Annotated in this window: 17 protein-coding genes; 4 read left to right on the plus strand and 13 right to left on the minus strand. The window is 54.3% G+C overall.

Translation table 11 applies throughout. The annotated features are described in order from the left end of the window. Nucleotides 1-17: 17 nt before the first annotated feature. From ACVVH8_RS22425 to acs, 5 genes are all read right to left on the minus strand, one after another. Entirely contained in the window at nt 18-1130 is a 1113-nt protein-coding gene (locus ACVVH8_RS22425) for a M14 family metallopeptidase (RefSeq protein WP_475226403.1), read from the minus strand. 1 nt (nt 1131) lies between these two features. Next, on the minus strand, nt 1132-1830 hold the full coding sequence (locus tag ACVVH8_RS22430) for an ABC transporter permease (protein WP_475226405.1): 699 nt from the start codon (nt 1828-1830) through the stop codon (nt 1132-1134). Beyond that, complete coding sequence (locus ACVVH8_RS22435; protein ID WP_103304062.1) at nt 1827-2516, minus strand: ABC transporter permease; 690 nt, start codon at nt 2514-2516, stop codon at nt 1827-1829. The genes ACVVH8_RS22430 and ACVVH8_RS22435 overlap by 4 nt, the downstream gene beginning before the upstream one ends. Nucleotides 2517-2607: 91 nt before the next feature. Next, a complete protein-coding gene (locus ACVVH8_RS22440; protein ID WP_103304061.1) occupies nt 2608-3384 on the minus strand; it encodes an ABC transporter substrate-binding protein in 777 nt (258 codons plus the stop codon). Between the two features lie 899 nt (nt 3385-4283). Then, entirely contained in the window at nt 4284-6239 is a 1956-nt protein-coding gene (gene acs / locus ACVVH8_RS22445) for an acetate--CoA ligase (RefSeq protein ID WP_103304060.1), read from the minus strand. Nucleotides 6240-6713: 474 nt separating this feature from the next. On the opposite strand from acs, the gene ACVVH8_RS22450 reads away from it, so the two are divergent. Together ACVVH8_RS22450 and ACVVH8_RS22455 are read left to right on the plus strand one after the other, a co-directional pair. Continuing rightward, entirely contained in the window at nt 6714-6974 is a 261-nt protein-coding gene (locus ACVVH8_RS22450; protein WP_003227290.1) for a DUF2790 domain-containing protein, read from the plus strand. A gap of 564 nt (nt 6975-7538) precedes the next feature. Next, nucleotides 7539-8789: a ribonucleotide-diphosphate reductase subunit beta gene (locus ACVVH8_RS22455; protein WP_103304059.1), complete on the plus strand. Its 1251-nt coding sequence runs from the start codon at nt 7539-7541 to the stop codon at nt 8787-8789. A gap of 133 nt (nt 8790-8922) precedes the next feature. Here ACVVH8_RS22455 and ACVVH8_RS22460 read toward each other — a convergent pair whose 3' ends face one another. From ACVVH8_RS22460 to dcm, 3 genes are all read right to left on the minus strand, one after another. After that, a complete protein-coding gene (locus ACVVH8_RS22460; RefSeq protein WP_475226407.1) occupies nt 8923-10251 on the minus strand; it encodes a type II restriction endonuclease in 1329 nt (442 codons plus the stop codon). A gap of 120 nt (nt 10252-10371) precedes the next feature. After that, on the minus strand, nt 10372-10854 hold the full coding sequence (locus tag ACVVH8_RS22465; RefSeq protein WP_475226410.1) for a very short patch repair endonuclease: 483 nt from the start codon (nt 10852-10854) through the stop codon (nt 10372-10374). A 44-nt stretch (nt 10855-10898) separates the two neighbouring features. Beyond that, the gene (gene dcm / locus ACVVH8_RS22470) at nt 10899-12335 is read right to left on the minus strand and encodes a DNA (cytosine-5-)-methyltransferase (RefSeq protein ID WP_475226413.1); all 1437 of its coding nucleotides are present in this window, start codon (nt 12333-12335) and stop codon (nt 10899-10901) included. A 573-nt stretch (nt 12336-12908) separates the two neighbouring features. On the opposite strand from dcm, the gene ACVVH8_RS22475 reads away from it, so the two are divergent. Further along, a complete protein-coding gene (locus ACVVH8_RS22475) occupies nt 12909-13421 on the plus strand; it encodes a BRO-N domain-containing protein (protein WP_475226415.1) in 513 nt (170 codons plus the stop codon). An 89-nt stretch (nt 13422-13510) separates the two neighbouring features. On the opposite strand, the gene ACVVH8_RS22480 is transcribed toward ACVVH8_RS22475, so the two are convergent. Then, nucleotides 13511-14518: a hypothetical protein gene (locus ACVVH8_RS22480; RefSeq protein ID WP_475226417.1), complete on the minus strand. Its 1008-nt coding sequence runs from the start codon at nt 14516-14518 to the stop codon at nt 13511-13513. Between the two features lie 242 nt (nt 14519-14760). On the opposite strand from ACVVH8_RS22480, the gene ACVVH8_RS22485 reads away from it, so the two are divergent. Then, the gene (locus ACVVH8_RS22485; RefSeq protein WP_475226419.1) at nt 14761-15750 is read left to right on the plus strand and encodes a hypothetical protein; all 990 of its coding nucleotides are present in this window, start codon (nt 14761-14763) and stop codon (nt 15748-15750) included. A gap of 3 nt (nt 15751-15753) precedes the next feature. Here the strand turns inward: ACVVH8_RS22485 and ACVVH8_RS22490 are convergent, their stop codons facing one another. The 4 genes from ACVVH8_RS22490 to ACVVH8_RS22505 all read right to left on the minus strand — a co-directional run bounded on the left by ACVVH8_RS22490 (nt 15754) and on the right by ACVVH8_RS22505 (nt 19142). Next, nucleotides 15754-16944: a hypothetical protein gene (locus tag ACVVH8_RS22490; protein WP_475226422.1), complete on the minus strand. Its 1191-nt coding sequence runs from the start codon at nt 16942-16944 to the stop codon at nt 15754-15756. 103 nt (nt 16945-17047) lie between these two features. After that, on the minus strand, nt 17048-18190 hold the full coding sequence (locus ACVVH8_RS22495) for a hypothetical protein (RefSeq protein ID WP_475226425.1): 1143 nt from the start codon (nt 18188-18190) through the stop codon (nt 17048-17050). A 110-nt stretch (nt 18191-18300) separates the two neighbouring features. Next, nucleotides 18301-18975 (minus strand): DUF6933 domain-containing protein, encoded by a 675-nt coding sequence (locus tag ACVVH8_RS22500; RefSeq protein ID WP_475226427.1) that lies wholly within the window; start codon nt 18973-18975, stop codon nt 18301-18303. 32 nt (nt 18976-19007) lie between these two features. Then, nucleotides 19008-19142 (minus strand): hypothetical protein, encoded by a 135-nt coding sequence (locus tag ACVVH8_RS22505; protein WP_475226430.1) that lies wholly within the window; start codon nt 19140-19142, stop codon nt 19008-19010. Between the last annotated feature and the right edge of the window lie 275 nt (nt 19143-19417).

Here is a 19417-nt window from a genome sequence, read left to right on the forward strand (position 1 = left end):
CTCACAAAAACAGTCAGTCAGTCGTTGAGCAAGCGCCCGTGACGCAGCGCTTCGCGCCCCGCCACCTTGGCCAGCCAGAAACCGGGTTGGGCATAGCGCAGCCGTTCAATGGCAAACAGCACCCCGGACGTACCAGCACATACCGTGCTGACCCGATCGGACACAGGGTCGATCACTTCAAAAATCTCGTCACCGGCCTCGACCCATTCGCCGGGTTTACGCAGAAAACTCACCACGCCCGGGTGCGGCGCGAACAGCAATTCGGTGCCTTCGAACGGCATGCCTTCGCACGGTTCGTGAGCCGCATTCGGCCACTCGCCGGTGATCAGGCCTTGCTCGGCAAGGAACGCGAGAATGCCTTCAGCATACGCCTCGGCATCAGCGCGGCCAGTGTCGGCCTGACCGCCCAGCTCAATGGTCGTCGCCAGGCACGCCAGCGGAATCTGTGCGTCCGGGAACTGCCGCGACAGACGCAGCCACGGCAGCGAGCAAGCCTCGTCGAAGGAGCTGCCGCCGGAATCTTCCGCCAGCAGACCGACCTTCACATTCAGGTGCGCAGATAACGAACGCCACTGCGGCCAGTGCTGCGGCAGCGCATACATGTGCAGCGCGGCTTCGGCATCGCAGTGCAAGTCGAGCACCACGTCGGCGGTGCAGGCGTGGCTCAGCAGCACACGCTGCATGCCTTGCAACTGGCTGCTCGCCTCGGGCAATGCCGCGAGGTGATCGGCCATCGCCTGACGGATCAGGCGAATGTTTGCGTGCGGGTCGTCACCGAGACTGTTGGCCAAAGCCGCCGCTACCGGCGCGCTCAGCTCAACGAAATCACGGTTGAAATTCTTGCCGCTGCCCGCCTCGAAACGGCCCTGGAAATTGCCTTGCAGCAACTGCCCAAGCCCCAACGGATTGGCCACCGGCACCAGCTCGATCACACCGTTGAGCAAGCCTTTGGCTTCGAGCTCGCCAAGGCGCTTTTTCAGCTCCCAAGCGGTGCGCATGCCCGGCAATTCGTCAGCGTGCAGGCTGGCCTGAATGTAGGCCTTGCGCTCGCCACTGCCGAAGCGGAACACCGAAATCTTGCGCTCGCTGCCTAGGTGGCTCCACGGCAAAACGTGGTCGATGCGTTCCATATCAGTGCTTCCGCGGCGCGAGGTAGCTCAACCAGCGACGCTCGGCCAGCTTGAACAGCTTGACCAGAATGAAGGTCAGGCACAGGTAGAACACGCCAGCGGTGATGTACGCCTCGAACGGCAGATAGAACTGCGCGTTGACGGTACGTGCCGCGCCAGTGATGTCGATCAGGGTCACGATGGACGCCAGACTGGTGGTCTGCAGCATCATGATCACTTCGTTGCTGTACTGCGGCAGCGCCCGACGCAGGGCCGATGGCAGCAGGATGCGCTTGTACAGTTTGAAGCGCGACATGCCCATGGCCTTGGCCGCTTCGATCTCACCGTTCGGCGTAGCCTTGAGGCTGCCGGCGATGATTTCAGCGGTGTAGGCGCTGGTGTTGATCGCGAAGGCCAGGCACGCACAGAACGTTGCGCTGGACAGCCACGGCCAGAGGAAGCATTCGCGTACCGCTTCGAACTGCGCCAGACCGTAGTAGATCAGGAACAGTTGCACCAGCATCGGCGTGCCGCGAATCACGTAGGTGTACAGCCACGCGGCGCCATTGACGATCGGGTTCTTCGAGACGCGCATCAGGCCCAGAGGCAGCGCCCCCAGCAAACCGAAAAACAGCGACAGCGCGAGCAATTTGAGGGTGGTCACCAGGCCGCCGAGGTACAGCGGCAGAGCCTCCCAAATGACGTTGTAGTCGAAGATCATAGATCAGCCGCCCTTACGCCTACCGAGTAGCGCTTCTCAAGTTGACGCAGGATCAGCAACGACACGCTGGTGATCACCAGGTACATCGCCGCCACTGCGAGGAAGAAGGTAAAAGGCTCGCGAGTGGCATCTGCCGCCTGCTTGGCCTTGAACATCATGTCTTGCAGACCGACCACGGAAATCAGCGCGGTGGCCTTGGTCAGTACCAGCCAGTTGTTGGTGAAGCCGGGAATCGCCAGGCGAATCATCTGCGGCACCATCACCCGGAAGAACACCTGAAAACTGCTCATGCCGTACGCCATGCCGGCTTCGGCCTGGCCTTTGGGGATCGCCATGAACGCGCCCCGGAAGGTTTCCGACAGGTACGCACCGAAGATGAAACCGAGGGTGCCGATACCGGCGGCCAGCGGGTTCAGGTCGATGTAGTCGTCATAGCCGAGCAGCGGCGCCACACGGTTGAGCAAGTCCTGACCGCCGTAGAAGATCAGCAGGATCAGCACCAGATCGGGAATCCCGCGGATCACCGTGGAATACAGATCGCCCAGCCAAGCCAGCCAGCGCACCGGCGACAGGCGCAGTGCAACACCGATCAGCCCGAGAACGATGGCCAGAGCCATGGACGACAAGGCGAGCTGAAGCGTCAGCCATGCGCCATCGAGGATGACAGCCCCGTAGCCTTTCAACATGATTCAGGTCCTCGAAAGTTGGGATGAAAAAATGGCGCAAACCGCAGAGATCCTGTTGCTTGCGCCATTTCGGACTTGTCGCAGAGACGTGTTACTTGCCGTAGATATCGAAGGCGAAGTACTTGTCCTGGATTGCTTTGTATTTGCCGTTTTCGCGAATGGCCGCGATGGCTGCGTTGATCTTGTCTTTCAGAGCGTCGCCCTTGCGCACCGCGATGCCTACGCCGTCGCCGAAGTATTTGACGTCGGTGAACTGCGGGCCAACGAAGGCAAAGCCTTTGCCGGAATCGGTGTTCAGGAAGCCGTCTTGCAGCAGGGTGGCGTCAGCCACGGTACCGTCGAGGCGACCGGCGGCCACGTCGAGGTAGATTTCGTTCTGCGAACCGTATGGCTTGATCTCGGCACCCAGCGGGGCCAGGACTTCGCGGGCGAAACGTTCGTGGATCGAACCACGTTGTACGCCGATGTTCTTGCCCTTCAGCTCGCTCAGGTTTTCGCTGACCTGAGTGCCGGCCTTCATGACCAGACGTGCCGGGGTGTTGTAGTACTTGTTGGTGAAGTCCACAGACTTCTTGCGATCTTCAGTGATCGACATGGACGACAGGATCGCGTCGATCTTGCGCACCTTCAGTGCCGGGATCAGACCGTCGAACTCTTGCTCGACCCACACACACTTGACCTGCATCTGCTCGCACAGAGCGTTGCCGATGTCGTAGTCGAAACCGACGATGCTGCCATCCGGCGCTTTCGAGGCGAACGGAGGGTAAGCCGCTTCGATACCGATCTTCAGAGGTTTTTCGTCAGCGAAGGAATTCAGCGACAGCACGGAGGACAGTGCCAGGGCGCCAAGCAGCACAAGTTTCTTCATCTTGGGACTCCATCGGTAAAGGGCAAAAACGGCAGAGTGAGCGACAGCCCAATATGCGAATGGGTGAATCGGGAAATCGGTTGCTGCATCGGTGGGAAATTTCTCATTGAAACCGTCGGAGGTTTCAACGTCAGCCACGATGAGCGAGTGATCGGCATTCTAACGACAGGCCCGAAGCCGATATTTCTTCAATGCGACAACTAATTACAGATGCACAGAGAAAGCGACTTGGGCGCATTGACAGCCTTGCAAATTCATGCAAGAGCGAACGATTGTGAACCGATCTATGCTGCAAATTGCGGGCCTATTATTCGCAAACCCTTCTAATCCGGCAAGCGCAGCGTTGTGTCTTATTTTTCACCGGGGGTTTTGAGGCTCTAAAACGGGGCGATGCGTTTCCCTTTGCCCCGGTTTGATGCGGGCGGTTACACATTCGGTTACGTGGATGGCGGCGGGTAACAGCGGGAAAGGTCTTACGGGGGAGATCGATAATTATTGGTTGGGTGAGTCCGCGTTCCGACAGCTGACTACACCGGCGCCTGACAAATTGCTATCGCTGGCAAGCCAGCTCCCACAGGGATTTGCGCTGGAACTGAAATTTCCCACACATCCCAAACCTGTGGGAGCTAGCCTGCTAGCGATGAGGCCAGACCAGCCAACCCACATTTGCGCCGAAACTGAAATCTCCGAAACACCACAACCCCTGTGGGAGCTGGCTTGCTGGCGATGAGGCCAACCCAGCCAACCCACATTTGCGCCGAAACTGAAATCTCCGAAACACCACACCCCCTGTGGGAGCTGGCTTGCCAGCGATGAGGCCAGCCCAGCCACCACAAAACCTGCAGACACAAAAAAGCCCCGCCCGGCATCACCGGACAGGGCTTCTATGGCTCTAACGCTTAAGCAACATTCATCGTCTTATGCGTATCAATCAAATGCTGCACCACACCCGGATCCGCCAGGGTCGAGATATCCCCCAACCCATCGTATTCCGCCGTAGCAATCTTGCGCAGAATCCGCCGCATGATCTTGCCCGAACGGGTCTTCGGCAGCCCCGGTGCCCACTGGATCACATCCGGCGAAGCAATCGGCCCGATCTCTTTACGCACCCAGTTTTTCAACTCCAGACGCAGCTGTTCGCTCGGCTCCTCGCCATTCTTCAACGTGACATAGACATAAATGCCCTGCCCCTTGATGTCATGCGGCACCCCAACCACCGCCGCTTCGGCAACCTTCGGATGCGCAACCATCGCACTCTCGATCTCGGCCGTACCCATGCGGTGCCCGGACACGTTAAGCACGTCATCGACACGCCCGGTGATCCAGTAGTAACCATCGGCATCACGACGCGCGCCGTCACCGGTGAAATACATGCCCCGGAACGTCTTGAAGTAGGTATCAACGAAACGATCGTGATCGCCATACAGCGTACGCGCCTGACCCGGCCAGGAATCGAGAATCACCAGATTGCCTTCAGCCTCGCCCTCAATAATGTTACCGAGGTTGTCGACCAGCGCCGGCACCACACCGAAGAACGGCCGCGCCGCCGAACCCGGCTTCAGCGCATGCGCACCCGGCAGCGGGCTCATCATGTTGCCGCCGGTTTCGGTCTGCCACCAGGTATCAACGATCGGGCAACGCGACTTGCCGACATTCTTGTAGTACCAGTCCCACGCTTCCGGGTTGATCGGCTCACCCACCGAACCGAGCAGACGCAGGCTGCTGCCATCCGCGCCTTCAACCGCAGCCTGACCCGAGGCCATCATCGCCCGGATCGCGGTCGGTGCGGTGTAGAGGATATTGACCTTGTGCTTGTCGACGATCTTCGCCACCCGAGTGATATCCGGGTAGTTCGGCACGCCTTCGAACAGCAGCGTGGTCGCGCCATTAGCCAGCGGGCCGTAGACGATATAACTGTGGCCAGTGACCCAGCCGACGTCGGCGGTGCACCAGTAGACTTCGCCCGGACGGTAATCAAACACGCGCTCGTGAGTCATCGCCGCGTACAACAGATAACCGCCGGTGGTGTGCTGCACGCCCTTCGGCTTGCCGGTCGAGCCGGAGGTATAAAGGATGAACAGCGCTTCTTCCGCGCCCATCTCTTTTGGCGCGCAGACGGTGCCCGCCACTTTCATCAGGTCTTCGTACCAGATGTCGCGATGCTGGTTCCACTTGATGTCGCCACCGGTGCGCTTGCACACAATGACTTTCTGAATGCTGCTGGTTTCCGGGTTGGTCAGTGCATCGTCGACGTTGGCCTTGAGGGAAATCTTCTTGCCGGCACGAATGCCTTCGTCAGCAGTGATCACCACTTTCGAACGGCAGTCGATGATGCGACCGGCCAGCGCTTCCGGCGAGAAACCGCCGAACACCACCGAGTGAATCGCGCCGATCCGGGTGCAGGCCAGCATGGCGACCACGGCTTCGGGAATCATCGGCATATAAATGGTCACCACGTCGCCGCGGTGAACGTCCTGACCACGCAGGGCGTTGGCCAGCTTGCACACTTGTTCGTGCAGTTCGCGGTAGGTGATGTTGCGGCTTTCGGAAGGATCGTCGCCTTCCCAGATGATCGCGACTTGGTCGCCGCGCTCGGCCAGATGACGGTCGAGGCAGTTGTAGGAAACGTTCAGGGTGCCGTCGGCAAACCACTTGATGTCGACATGGTGATCGTCGAACGACGTCTGTTTCACCGTGGTGAAAGGCTTGATCCAGTCGAGACGCTTGGCTTGCTCGCGCCAGAAACCGTCAGGGTTGACGACCGACTGTTGGTACATGGCTTTGTAGGTCGCCTCGTCAGTCAGCGTGTTAGCCAGAACCTCGGGACGAACGGGATACAGAGAAGCCGCACTCATCTTTCCTACCTCGGTGTAATAGTTGTTTTTGTATGACCCTGTTGTAACGGGGCCGGGCCCATAGAACCATTCGACGATGGTAGTAACAAGCCCCTACAAAACATCCAGATACCCCTTTTGCAAGCCAGACTCCAACCTCCAAAACACCCCCGAACCCTGTGGGAGCTGGCTTGCCAGCGATTCAGACAACTCGGTTCCCCAGACAAATCGCATCGCCAGCAAACCGATTCCCACGCCCTATCGACCGATTGTTACCAAATCTGCCAAAGGTGTTTATCAAAACCCGCTCTGTTTACCCCCACCCCATCTCCCTAAAATTCACCTCGCCGACAAGGCAAACGCGATTAACAACGTTACAGCCCCCACGAAGGCCGTTAATCCAGCTCTCAAGTAATAACTGCAAACGATGAAGTTCCACACGCAACCCTAAAAAGGTTGCGTGACCCCACTCGACCTCAAAAAGGTAAATCTGAAATGAAAGCTTTATTGGTTCTGGCCCTCAGCAGTCTGTGCGCAACCGCCATGGCAGACGAGGTCCCGACTGATGTCGCACAGCAACAACCAGCTATCGAGGAATACACTTACTCGACTCACCTGGACATCGCCAACGTTGTATCAATGAGCGAAGTGCCAAATGTCTGCGAAGTTGTTCCGATGAAAATGGAATACGACGACTCCAAGGGTCAGCGGCACATCCTGCGTTACAGCGTCATGGGCAACGGCTGCACCAATTGATGAGTTGAGACTGCACCGAATTGGATCTCTCAGCGCAACATTGAGGGTCGATTCCAGCCCGACTTCGGTCGGGCTCAGTTGTGTCTGGAGTCGTGCAAAAGGGTTGCAAAACACAAGATATAGTGAAAAACGTAGTTTTTTGCTCAAATCTTGAGCAACCAAAGCCCGGCGAAAAAATTAATCAAAAAAAATTCTCAGAGACCAACATCGGCGAAAGCCCTGTAAACCCTCGCTCCGACTCAAATCCCCCCCTCGCTCGACCGCCCTGCGCGCTTTCGCCCTCCCCCACGAGCACAATTTTTTCCCTATAATGCCGCCCTAATCGGGTCAGCAATATTCCCTTACAGGGATCAAAAGCCATTCTGAAGCCCCGCAGTCGCGTTCAACGTGATCTGCGCCCGTCAGAGGCTCTCGGAAACCCGTACAAAATTCTGTTTGATGCCTGCGTTTAGCTGCTGCAAAGAACGATTCCTTTAGATCCAACGCGGTCTGTACGACCGTGTGAAAAACCAACCAATCAGGTTTCACACGGGCGACAGGCCCTCACGCAGGAGACGACACGTCATGCTGAGCTGGGACGAATTCGACAAAGAAGACAGTGAAGTAGCAACCGTGAAAGGCGCCAACGCCGGCCACGCTACTGAAGCCAACATGGACCGCCTCGACAACGCCGGCGGTGCCGCGGCACTCGAAGCCCGCGCCGTCACCGCCGCCGACTCGGCCGCCGTGGCCCGCGCCAAGGCTGCACTGAACTCCCTCGACGTCGCCGAAGGCCTCGCCGAACTCGAAGGCGCCTCCGCCCGTGTAGCCGTTGACGAAAAGCGCATGATCAACTGCCGCGCCGACCTCAACCAACTCGTGCCATTCAAGTACGACTGGGCCTGGCAGAAATACCTGGACGGTTGCGCAAACCACTGGATGCCGCAAGAAGTCAACATGACCGCCGACATCGCCCTCTGGAAAGACCCGGAAGGCCTGACCGACGACGAGCGCCGCATCGTCATGCGCAACCTCGGCTTCTTCTCCACCGCCGACTCCCTGGTTGCCAACAACCTGGTACTGGCCGTGTACCGCCTGATCACCAACCCGGAATGCCGCCAGTACATCCTGCGCCAGGCTTTCGAAGAGGCGATCCACACCCACGCCTACCAGTACTGCATCGAATCGCTGGCCATGGATGAAGGCGAAATCTTCAACATGTACCACGAGATCCCATCGGTCGCGAAAAAGGCAGCCTGGGGCCTGAAATACACCCGTTCGATCTCCGATCCGAAGTTCGAAACCGGCACCCCGGACACCGACAAAGAGCTGCTGCGCAACCTGATCGCCTACTACTGCGTTCTGGAAGGCATCTTCTTCTACTGCGGCTTCACCCAGATCCTCTCCATGGGCCGCCGCAACAAAATGACCGGCGTCGCCGAGCAGTTCCAATACATCCTGCGCGACGAATCCATGCACCTGAACTTCGGCATCGACGTGATCAACCAGATCAAAATCGAAAACCCACACCTGTGGGATGCCGAAATGAAGGAAGAAGCGACCCAGATGATTCTGCAGGGTACGCAGCTGGAGATCGAATACGCCCGCGACACCATGCCTCGCGGCGTACTGGGCATGAACGCGGCGATGATGGAGGACTACCTGAAGTTCATCGCTAACCGTCGTTTGTCGCAGATCGGTTTGAAGGAAGAGTATCCAGGGACGACTAACCCGTTCCCTTGGATGAGCGAGATTATGGACTTGAAGAAAGAGAAGAATTTCTTTGAGACTCGCGTAATTGAGTACCAAACTGGAGGTGCGTTGAGCTGGGATTAATAATCTCGCTCGGTAAGATTTGACGATTGCGGTTTGAGTCGGCAAGTCGAGAAAGCAAAAAGCCCCGATCTGATCGGGGCTTTTTTATTGGGCTTGCGAAATAAGAACCAGGTGTATGGCTTAGGGCGTCTTGCTACAGCGGAATAATCATCGAAGGGCGCTTCGACTTCACCTCATCATCGAAAAACTGCCTGAATGTAATGACGTTATCGTAGCCCGCATAAGCAGACTCCTTCGCTTTCTTCAAGGACTCCGGAACGATCAGGGTGATTGAGTTTTTATCCATCTCAGTAATGGCCTCACCTGACACACGATCATCAACAGTAGCAAGAAAGATTGCTCCAAACGGTTTCTCTAACGCCAACTGCTTCCATCTTTCACGCAGGGTTGTTTTCAAGGAAACAATTACAGCGTCCCCCTTGATGTTGAGTTCCTTAACGTCCGGTAAAACAAAGTCCGGGCGCCGCCCACCAAAGACAGCCTGCGCTTCGTGGCGAATTCGGCCGTCCTTGAAAAGCCTCCCTACATGATGCTCAAACGATAGCCCTGCCCTGCTCTTTCGGGTTTGCGCCGCACTGAGAAATATTGAGTCGAGCTCAGAAAATGCCCGAACTAGATTACCAATAGGATCACCTCCTCCATGAAGTAGGAGTCGGGCAACCTGAGCTGCACGAAAACGGAGTTCCGCCTGCTTATAGATAGAGTATTCAATGTCCCTGCTAATGCGCATTACCGCGTCACCCGGCGCGGAGACACAGTACGGATTCATATCACTCAGATCGTTTTCAACGAGCCATTTTTCCTGCGCTGTTCCCGCCAGTGTCTCTGGAGATGGCAGAGCCTGCTTCTTGATGAATTGCTCTAACGTTCCATCCTTGATCGCCTGCGACAATTCAGCAATGAGCTGGTCGGTTTCGGAAGCTGGCTTGGCAAGAGCAGTCGGATCGAATAATCCATAGTGAAAATCGGCACCCAGCTCGAATGAAGTCTCAATAATTTCTGCTTCTTCGCTCACCGAATCGACGACGATGAACCAATAGTTTGAACCAGAATTCGCTTGTTTGAGCTTTCCAATAACGAGCAGCGATGCTGGAGAAAGCTGCTGGAATTGCTCCTTAGGTATACCCGTATGCTGCCACTCGTACCTTGGCCTTGCTTTCTCTTTATCAGCTGGATTACGCATCGAAAAATATTTAATTGTCGATATTTTTATCTCGCCAGAGGCTGGCCAGAACGTTGGATACTCGACATCGTAAATATGCGGTTTTTCCGGATTTGAATTACTCAAATTGGGAAAGAAGTCAGACTCAGCCACAGGACGAGGGATAAAAAATCCGTTCTGATGCCCATTCTTGGAACTATCTGCCCATGATGTGTCATTGCGGGACAGCTTCTTAATGAAGATGCTCTCGCTTTGATTGACCAGAGCAGAAATATCATTCCATTCAGGATGGAAACCCATCGTAATTCCTTATTTATGATATTCAGGTGAACCTTAACAGGCTCAAACAGCTCGACTGGGATCACTGCAATTGCAACGCAAACCCAATTTTAGCTAACTGCCAATGAGCTCCAGCTCACGCTAATGTGAGTAGCTATATCCCGGACTCAACATGTGTTCGTCGATCTGAAAATACCTCGATCCATTTTTTAGCCAGCTAGCAATCAGGTCAACAAGCAATGAGGACTTCTCTTTTCTCATAGACCGTACAGCACACTCCCAAACGACAAGAACTCTCCAGCCCATCGCTTTGAGCGCTTCTTCCTGCAGGCTGTCGCGTCTTTGATTTTTCCCGATCTTCTCCAGCCAGAACTCGGGGCGAGTCTGAGGAACCTTGAAGTACCTACACTCATGCCCGTGCCAAAAACAACCATGTACAAAGATGAGCGCGCGATATTTCGGCAACACCAGATCTGGTTTACCGGGAAGATCTTTGACGTGCAGACGAAAGCGAAAGCCCCGCGCATGCAGGGCTTTGCGGATTAGGATTTCAGGCTTGGTATTTTTACCCTGAATTCCAGCCATCATTCTTGAACGAGTAGCTACATCCACGACATCAGTCATTTCGCATTCATATTCTCGTCAGATCGGCCGAAGCGTCTCCAGCATCAAGTGGGAAGGGCGAACTCCAATTGAGGCTGCCCAGTATCGGCCATTTTCTCCTTCGCTTTCAGGATGCGCTCTTTCATCAACCGGGCCACCGCTTCGAAAACCGGAACGGCAACCGAGTTTCCAAACTGACGATATGCCTGGGTATCGGACACTGGAATCACAAACCTGCTTTCCCCCGGCTTGTCGAAACCCATCAGGCGCGAGCACTCATGCGGAGTCAGACGACGCGGACGATTTAGCTGATTCAACTCACTGTTGAAGTCCAGCGTTTCCACAAATCCACGGTCAACCAGAATTTCCGACCCGTCTTTGTGATATCTCGCGGAGAGGGTGCGAGCAACGTCGTTAGGACGGGTCAAACCAAAACCAAAGCCGTTGCCCTTCTCACGATGCTTGGCAGCGTAGCGGTAGAGGTAATCCCAAAGCTTCGGTGTAAGGATGTATTTTTCGTCCACTTCCTTATCAAGCAGATCACCGAAGCTAGGTCGCTGCTTCGGTATGTGCTTGCTGATGTCGCTCAGAGTGAATCCCTGGTGAACATTGAGATCACGGCGGAAACCGACCAGCACGATTCGCTCACGATGCTGTGGCACGAAATGCCTGGCATCAATGACCTTCGGATCTGATCCCTTTGGCGCATTTACATCTGCAACCTCGTAGCCCAGCTCATCCAACGCTTCGCAGATGATGCGGAAAGTATTGCCCTTGTCATGGCTTTTCAGGTTTTTCACGTTTTCGAGCAAAAATGCGGCCGGACGTTTCGCGGCAATAATGCGCGCCACGTCGAAAAACAGAGTGCCTTGGGTCTCGCATTCAAAACCGTGCTTACGCCCCAGGGAATTCTTTTTGGATACACCTGCAAGAGAAAACGGCTGGCATGGGAAACCTGCCAGCAGAACATCGTGGTCAGGAATTTCGCGATCAATGTTCTTGTAGGCTTCCTCGTCACTGATTTCTGGCTTGTCTGAAAGCGTGACCGAGCGGATATCGAGATTGAAGCGATGACGGGCAGGATCGCAATAGTGGTTCGCTTTGTACGTTTTAACGGCGTATTTGTTCCATTCGGATGTGAACAAGCACTCGCCACCGATGGCTTCAAACCCTTTCCTGATACCACCAATGCCGGCAAAGAGATCGATAAAGGTGAATGAAGGTTTGTGGTTCAAACGCTTGGGCAAAAGATCCTTGAGACGGGTGAACTCAATATGGGAGAGCTTCGGCGAGGCCTTGCCCTTGATCCAGCGATTGATGGTTTCTCGGCACCAGTGGCTCGGGCTAACGTCGTTGAGAATTTCGGCCAGCTGCCCTTGGTCGTAAATCTCCAGGAGCTTGTTCAGCAGCGCCAAGTCGGTCACAGGATGGGTATCAGGCTCGTACGAACCCGAGGTTGTTTCGCTCAAGGATTCAAAAGACGGTGTTTCAAAAAGATTCATGAGCCCGAAATTCCTCTGGGTCAAAGCTGTGACGAATGGTCACCATTCTAGCCCGCTAAACTTCAAAGTAAATGAAATTTCCTGGATTCCGTGACATGAGTCGTGGCGAAACGGATATAGGAGCTGCTGGATTTGATGGCGCACAAATACTGGATATAAACACAGCATAATTTACTCTGCGTCTTTGTCCAGGTTTCCTTTCGCCTCAGGACCAGTAGGAAAAGTCGCTGGTTGACGACCATCCCTGATGCCCCTACCCTCAGCTCCGAGCCTAAGAAACTCTACAAACCAGAGCGGTCCTCCGCACCCGACAGTCATGCGGCTTTTTTTCGTCTGCGGTTTCCTTACGCCTGCGAAAAATCCCGTTATGTCGGGAGTGGGCGAATACAAGACCCGAAAGGGGAATATGTCCGGCCCGTCTCTGGTGGGTTTCTTAGCTCCCGACACCCTAACGAATGCCCTAAGAAAGCAGCCAGAGGTAAATGGAAATGCCTGCATATCAAACCTTCATGATGAGGGTGAATCGCTGTACCCGTAGAACGCCCTCGTCGCTTCCGACTCCGGAGGCCTGCCATGTCTGAGCCACTTTTACCGACTCGGTTTACCCGCAACAAAACACACCTGCATGCCGTTCTGGTGGAGAACCAAGCGTGGTTCTGCGTCCAGGAGCTGGGCCGATTGATGGGTAAACATCTTGATGAGCGCCAGCTACGCAAGCTCGATGCCGATCAGCGTCAGTTAATGTGCGTGGAGCTTTTCGGCGAAACCGAAGAACAGTGGATGGTGAGTGAGTCCGGCGTGTACGCATTGCTGATCTATCACTACTGCCCTGAGTACCGACAACTTCGTGAATGGGTGACACTTCAGGTTGTGCCTGCGCTGCGTGACGCTCGTCCCTTGCGTTTTGTGGAGCGGCCCGTGTTGAGCATTTTGAATTGGCCACACATGTCGCTGAGAATGCTGCACTGGCAGGATGAGCCATGGATTCGGCTGCGGGACATGCCGTGTGTACTCTCCCACGATCCATTTATTGGTCGAAGGCCTTATTGGAAAAAAGCATTGCAAATACTAGACAGATTATTTTAATCAAATCTGAAAAACCGCCCCGATGTAGGGGGCGGTTCGTAGGCAACTACCAATGCAAGACTAAAAATTGCCATCTTTAGCCGTAGCAATCAAAGACTAGATAATAGACCAGCCAATGGCATGAAAGCGGCTTTAGGAATCTTATAAGTAGAGGAGGATCCCCCCATCATTCCTTTACCACCACTTTGCCCAACCCAAGAACACGACTTGACTAGATCCGAGAATCTAATCCCCAACCACTGAACATGATCTTTCTGGGCTGTAACTTCTTCCACCACATACAGTGCATCATTATTTCTTTTATTTGCAGTAAAAAATGTCAGCTTGGCAAATGGCCCCATATCAATACCGAACCATTCACCCAGTGCGGTATCTTTTGCCGCGGCTTTGCTCTTTATCTCTACAGGATAGGACGCCCCTGACGGGCCGATCACAAAAAGATCCAAGTCATTATTAGAAAATAGGTAATCGATTTGAAAAAAATACCGGGCATATTCAAACCAGAAAAGATCCGAAACCATTGAAGCAGAAGTCCATGGCACTGCGCCTTGATCAATTCTATTAATCTTATGGCACCGGATTCCTATATTTCCTTTTCTTCTTGGAAATAGGCGGAACACCTCCATCGGATCGACTGAAGTAATCGCACCATTGGGAGACACCTCCTGCAACTGCACTTCATAAGGTCTAGGATACAGAGCACGAGCCTTCTTATCTGAAGGGGTGGGATACATAAAATCCCCTTCGACTACTTCAATAGGGCTAGCGAACAAAGTTCTTACACGAACTTCGCGAAAATAATTATATGCCGACATCTCCGCCGGCGTTAAAAGATTATTCTGGAAGCCATCTTTCTGCCAAGTAAACCGATGTTGTCTAGGCAATATACAAATCTTCTCGAGAGCAGGCACATCGCAACTTCCAGAAGTGGGCCGTCCCGGAGTAACAATCCATCCCCCCGAAACAAAATGATAATCACGAGCGCTCAAGAATTCTTTGAAGCGCAGCTCAGCTAAAATCCCGAGAACTTTATTCTCAGTAATTGAAGACCATTGAGTCTCTAAAAATCTTATCGCATCTGACAATGTAGCCGGCATCGAGCCTCCCCAACAGGAAAATAAAATATTAAGCTTAAATTTACGAGATCAACTCGGCCACCAAAAAAACTCAAGTAAATTAAGAATCTATATGCTGCTGGCAGTGCCTGAGCCATAGCACGCAGTGGCACATTGCGATTATGCCGTAAAATAGTATAAAAGCATTGTCTGTTTGAAATGAGTTCGAACCATTAGCGTAACAACCTTCCAGTCTTCACCCCCTAGCCCAATGAGTCCCCACCATGAAATTCGATCTCGCCTATTGCCTCGGCCTCGACGACAAGTTGTCGATCTATGACGTTCGCGATCTCAATTTCGATGAGACGGTTGCCTTCGACTCCGCGAAGGAACACTTCCAGTGCCCCAACGATGCCTGTCGTTCGGCGTTCGAGGCTTCCAATGAGTTGGGTACGTTCAACGCCAAGAATGTGAATTACGTGCGCACGCCGCACTTCAAGAATCTGCCCACTACGCAGCATGTGGCGGGTTGTCCGTATGTGAGTTTGAAGGCATCGACATCTGGCGTTGAGACGGCGGATGGCGAGGTGGATGACGGGCGTGAGGAGCATTTCCCTTCAGAGTTGTTGCTCACCCGGCGTGAGTATGTGCGCAAGCCTGTCGCGCCAGCGGGGGTGGTGGATGTGTTGCGCGATGATCCGGTGCGGGTGGCGGCGGTGAGTGGTAAAGAGTCAGCGAGTCGTGAGTCGGCGCCGGACAAGACCAGTGTGTTTGCGCATCCGGTGGAGTGTTTTGTTTCGAACTTCGCCGACAAGGAGTTGCTCAAGCGGATGCCGTTGAAGGTTGGCGAGCATACGGCGCCGTACAGTTCGTTCTTCAAGAAGATTGAGTATCTGACGGACAACAAGGGGCTGATTTACTGGGGGCGGATCAAGAAGATTGAGGACTTCCACAGCGGCGCCAGTTTCCGCATCGATTTCGTGGACAAGGTCTGGTTCAAGAAGCCAGAGGACGGCAAAAAGAAGCCTTATCCAGTCAGTGTTTATCTGAACAAGAAGCTGATCGACAACTACCGCAAGCGCAAGGCGTTTCTGGAGGAGATCAAGCACGCGGTGGATAGCGACAAGGCGTTGTTCTGTTTCTTCTATGGGGTGACGCCGGAGTTGAAGCAGGTGCCTGGCAAGAAGAACCCCGAAAAGCCTTTCGAGGTCTTCAATGCCGATATCGAGAACCTGGATCACTTCATTATTCGTGAAGCGCCGGGTCTGGAGTGAGGGTTAGCCCTGGGGCAGTTGCAGTTTGACGGCGCCGGGGTGTTGTTTGACGAGTGAGTACGGCAGGATCGACCAGTCGGGTCTGTCGCAAGAGCGTTGTACGCGGGCGAAGTAGGCGCCGAGGTACAAACCCTTCGGGGTGAAGTACCAAGGTGAAGATCCCCAAATACTTTCCTCCTGGAAGTTGCAGTCGTCTTCTTGCGTCGGTTTCTTCATCTCCTCGGGGTACAGGGCGATGAACTGCTTGATGATCCATGGCACCAGCTCTTTGCTTTCATACTGATAACGCTCGTCACTTTCCGCTTCACTCAAAGGCTTGTCGCCCAGGCTGTCGCGCTCGGCATGCAGAATAGGCGTGCCCTTACCTACCCACAGCACATCTTCCAGCGACAGTGGATGGCCGGTTTTCACGTCGATGTTAAGCGGCGCATCGCCGAAGTCCGGATGTGCGCCGCCACAGTAATAACTGGTGGAGATGTTCAGGCTGACGACAGCTGGCGAAATCATCTTGGGTTCTGCCTGCTGCATGAACTCGACGTTTTCTCCACCCTGAAGTTGGCAGCTGTGATAGCTGATCACTTCAAGCCACAGTTTGCCCAGTAATTGCTGGTTAACCCGTTGCTGATCATCTTTCGACAGACCGGATTCCACGCTGAACAGGGAGATCTTCGAATCAGGCTCGGTCCACCATTGCAGGTCGTAGCCCATGAAATTTTCTTTCTTGGTGGGTTTGAGCTTGAGTCCTTGCAGGCGCAAGTATTCATAAGCTTCGCCCTTGGGCAGCGCGGCAATAACCGGCAAAGCGTTGGCGGGCGGTGCAGGGAGTTTGGCCTCGGTCAGTTTCACCGAAAGCTTTTTACCCTGCGGACTTTGCCATTCGCCTTGCCAGCCATTACCGGTTTCTTCCAGTTTCAGGGTGGGCAGTGGTTTATCGTCGCCGTAGCGATTATTGCCTTCGGTCAGGGTCAGCGTATTGCCCTGTAGCGCGCCACTCAGGGGCAAGTCGCGATGATATTTCTCGTAGAAGTAACGACCGGTCACTTCATCCTGTTGAGTGGTGTTGAGTTCCACCACGATGGGTGTCTTGCCCAGAGTGCCGGTGAATACCTGCCGGCCATCTTCGGCCTGGGCAGTGGAAATCAGTGTGAACAGCGCAGCGGCGTATGGCGCCAGGCGCAGCAGTCCCTTGAGCATTGATCGTTCCTTGAAAGAGGCGGAGGCAGCGCCGGGGTTTGAACGCCGGGGCGAATTATGGCGGGGATGGACTCAGGAATCGAGGTTCTGTTTAAACATCGATTCAGGGCAATTGCAGTGCGACGCCGCCGGGGTGCTGTTTGACTTGATCATAAGGCAGGAGCCCCCACTCGACGTATCCGCAAACCGCTGAGACATGCGGGTACGACGGTGTAAACGTGATGCCTTTTTCCGAGAAGTACCACGAAGGAAATTGCCAGGGTTCTGGCTCGTTGTAACCGCAGTCGTTTTCACCTTCAGCCGTCACCGTCATTTCTTCGGGGTAGCGTTTTAATAACTGCGTGACGAGCCAAGGGGCGAATTCTTTGGAGCGGTAATTGTAATAGTCCTCAGAAGAAGCCCCTACAAATCCTTCGTAAGACTCGTAATGCAATGGCTTGCCCTGACCCACCCAAAAAACGTCTTCAAGTGTCAGTAATTTCCCTGTTTTGATATCAAGGTTGAGCGATTCATTGATCTGATTCGGGTACGCGCCGCCGCAATAATATTCAGTCGAAATGCGCACACTCATCACAGAGGGCGCAATCCACAGTGGCTGACTGGATTGCGAGTAGCTCCCCGAGCAACTGAAATACGCTACGACTTCGCCCCATAAACGCCCCATCAACTGTTGATTGATGCGCTGACGCTCTTCAGGGGAGTAGCCCGAGACCACTTCAAACAGCGATGTCTCCGATGTCGGCTCGCTCCACCATTGCAGCGTGTACCCCATGAAGGTCTGGGTGCTGCCCTTTTTAAGTTGAAGACCTTGCAGGCGCAGGTATTCGTACGGGAAGTTGTCGTGCAGTTCGGCGAAGTATGGCAATGCACCGTCGGGGACGTCGGGGATCGTGGCGGGGTGCAATTCGACCTTGAGGGATTTACCGCTCGGGCTATTCCATTCACCGGTCCAGCCGTTGAGCCTGGGCTGCAATCGCAGGGTCGGGCGCGAATCGCTGTCCATTGGAGAGCCTTCAACCATCTCCAGTACGTCGCCCTCTCGGCTACCGTCGAGCGCAAGGTCTCTGCGGTACTTTTTGTAGAAGTAACGACCCTCTCCATTGCGCGTGTCCAGTTCCAGGACAATCGCTGCTTTACCCAATGTGCCGGTGTAAACCTGCTTGCTGTTGTCAGCCCATATCCGGGTTGAGAGCAATAAACCGGCGAGCACACAAACGCCGGAAAAACGTAACAATCCGCGATGCATCAATTCATCCTTGAGTGAGCGAGCAGGCGCCCGAAAGAAACGCCGCGGATTATGGCGAGGCTAAAGCGGAGAATCGAGTGCAACCGCACATTTCGGCTGCACCCTGGCGCTTAATGAAAAGCTTCGATCTCTCGCCACGCCGCCAGACGCCGCTCCAGGGCTCTTTCGATACCCGCCTCATCAACAGCGCAATATTCCCGTAACAAATGAGCGACCATTTCAACATTCGGCCAGTAAGTATCTTTCTGACCTTTGCTGCTTCTGGGCGTGTCATTCATCGCGGCATCGAAACCAATGGCTGCACGTTCACCCTGTGGTAAACAGCCCCATTCAGCTGCACTGCCCTGGAAATACCAGGCGATTTCATCAATGTGTTTTTGTGCGCTGCGATGGCTGCGCCGATAAAAGCTGTACTCGCGACAACCTTGGTCCATGCGCTCCGGCATGATGCCGGCATCGACCCAATCCATAAGGCCATGATTGATCGCATCGTGGATCAACCCTTCACGCCAACGATCAGCAAACCAGGCAACGAAACCTTCTGCGTCAGCCTTTTTCGCATCGGCGAAGACCATGCAGTAACGGGTTTTCACATGCATAACAAACAAAACGTGCTTACGTTGCACAGTGATCGCATGGACTAGCCACTGCTCTACGGAACGGCTGACCTCGTCATCTTCGATGGCTGGCGACGGCGGTTTGTTGCCCACCGGTGTAATCTTTTTGCCTTTATGGATGCGGCTGAAGAACTTGCTGGCAGCTTCGGTGCAATTGAAGATCAACATCCCGGTTCTCTAGTAAGTGTGGGTCGCATCAATCAGTCGTGATGAGCAGTTTCGTCAATCCAGTCAATTTCGTAGGGTCGGCGCTCAATATCGGAAAACTTCCTGCGGGCATCATCGCTCAATATCGACAACTCCGCGTCAGTCAGCAGGTCATGCGAGACCATCATGGTCAATTTCCATGACGCGGAGGATCGAGCGAGACCATCGAACATTCGAGCCATATCGCGATTCCGATCATTGATCAGTCCGTAAATCATGCCGTAGCGGGAATGCGCCGAAAGAGCACCGTGCTGAGTAATGGTTTTGGTGTCGGCGAGAACGCCTTGGCAAAATCGATCAAGTGCAATCTTGCGCAGTTCCTTGAACTTCTACCAGTCACTCTCAATCATCGAACTGGTTCCCCTCTGCACTTTTTCTTGAAACGTTCGAATGTGTTGTCTGA

It is taken from the genome of Pseudomonas trutticola BRTCR10 (assembly GCF_056155105.1).

Excerpts from the sequence above, each read along its gene's own strand:
- ACVVH8_RS22425 (WP_475226403.1), bottom strand. The coding sequence starts at position 1,130 with ATGGAACGCATCGACCACGTTTTGCCGTGGAGCCACCTAGGCAGCGAG.
- ACVVH8_RS22430 (WP_475226405.1), bottom strand. The coding sequence starts at position 1,830 with ATGATCTTCGACTACAACGTCATTTGGGAGGCTCTGCCGCTGTACCTC.
- ACVVH8_RS22435 (WP_103304062.1), bottom strand. The coding sequence starts at position 2,516 with ATGTTGAAAGGCTACGGGGCTGTCATCCTCGATGGCGCATGGCTGACG.
- ACVVH8_RS22440 (WP_103304061.1), bottom strand. The coding sequence starts at position 3,384 with ATGAAGAAACTTGTGCTGCTTGGCGCCCTGGCACTGTCCTCCGTGCTG.
- acs (WP_103304060.1), bottom strand. The coding sequence starts at position 6,239 with ATGAGTGCGGCTTCTCTGTATCCCGTTCGTCCCGAGGTTCTGGCTAAC.
- ACVVH8_RS22450 (WP_003227290.1), top strand. The coding sequence starts at position 6,714 with ATGAAAGCTTTATTGGTTCTGGCCCTCAGCAGTCTGTGCGCAACCGCC.
- ACVVH8_RS22455 (WP_103304059.1), top strand. The coding sequence starts at position 7,539 with ATGCTGAGCTGGGACGAATTCGACAAAGAAGACAGTGAAGTAGCAACC.
- ACVVH8_RS22460 (WP_475226407.1), bottom strand. The coding sequence starts at position 10,251 with ATGGGTTTCCATCCTGAATGGAATGATATTTCTGCTCTGGTCAATCAA.
- ACVVH8_RS22465 (WP_475226410.1), bottom strand. The coding sequence starts at position 10,854 with ATGACTGATGTCGTGGATGTAGCTACTCGTTCAAGAATGATGGCTGGA.
- dcm (WP_475226413.1), bottom strand. The coding sequence starts at position 12,335 with ATGAATCTTTTTGAAACACCGTCTTTTGAATCCTTGAGCGAAACAACC.
- ACVVH8_RS22475 (WP_475226415.1), top strand. The coding sequence starts at position 12,909 with ATGTCTGAGCCACTTTTACCGACTCGGTTTACCCGCAACAAAACACAC.
- ACVVH8_RS22480 (WP_475226417.1), bottom strand. The coding sequence starts at position 14,518 with ATGCCGGCTACATTGTCAGATGCGATAAGATTTTTAGAGACTCAATGG.
- ACVVH8_RS22485 (WP_475226419.1), top strand. The coding sequence starts at position 14,761 with ATGAAATTCGATCTCGCCTATTGCCTCGGCCTCGACGACAAGTTGTCG.
- ACVVH8_RS22490 (WP_475226422.1), bottom strand. The coding sequence starts at position 16,944 with ATGCTCAAGGGACTGCTGCGCCTGGCGCCATACGCCGCTGCGCTGTTC.
- ACVVH8_RS22495 (WP_475226425.1), bottom strand. The coding sequence starts at position 18,190 with ATGCATCGCGGATTGTTACGTTTTTCCGGCGTTTGTGTGCTCGCCGGT.
- ACVVH8_RS22500 (WP_475226427.1), bottom strand. The coding sequence starts at position 18,975 with ATGTTGATCTTCAATTGCACCGAAGCTGCCAGCAAGTTCTTCAGCCGC.
- ACVVH8_RS22505 (WP_475226430.1), bottom strand. The coding sequence starts at position 19,142 with ATGATGGTCTCGCATGACCTGCTGACTGACGCGGAGTTGTCGATATTG.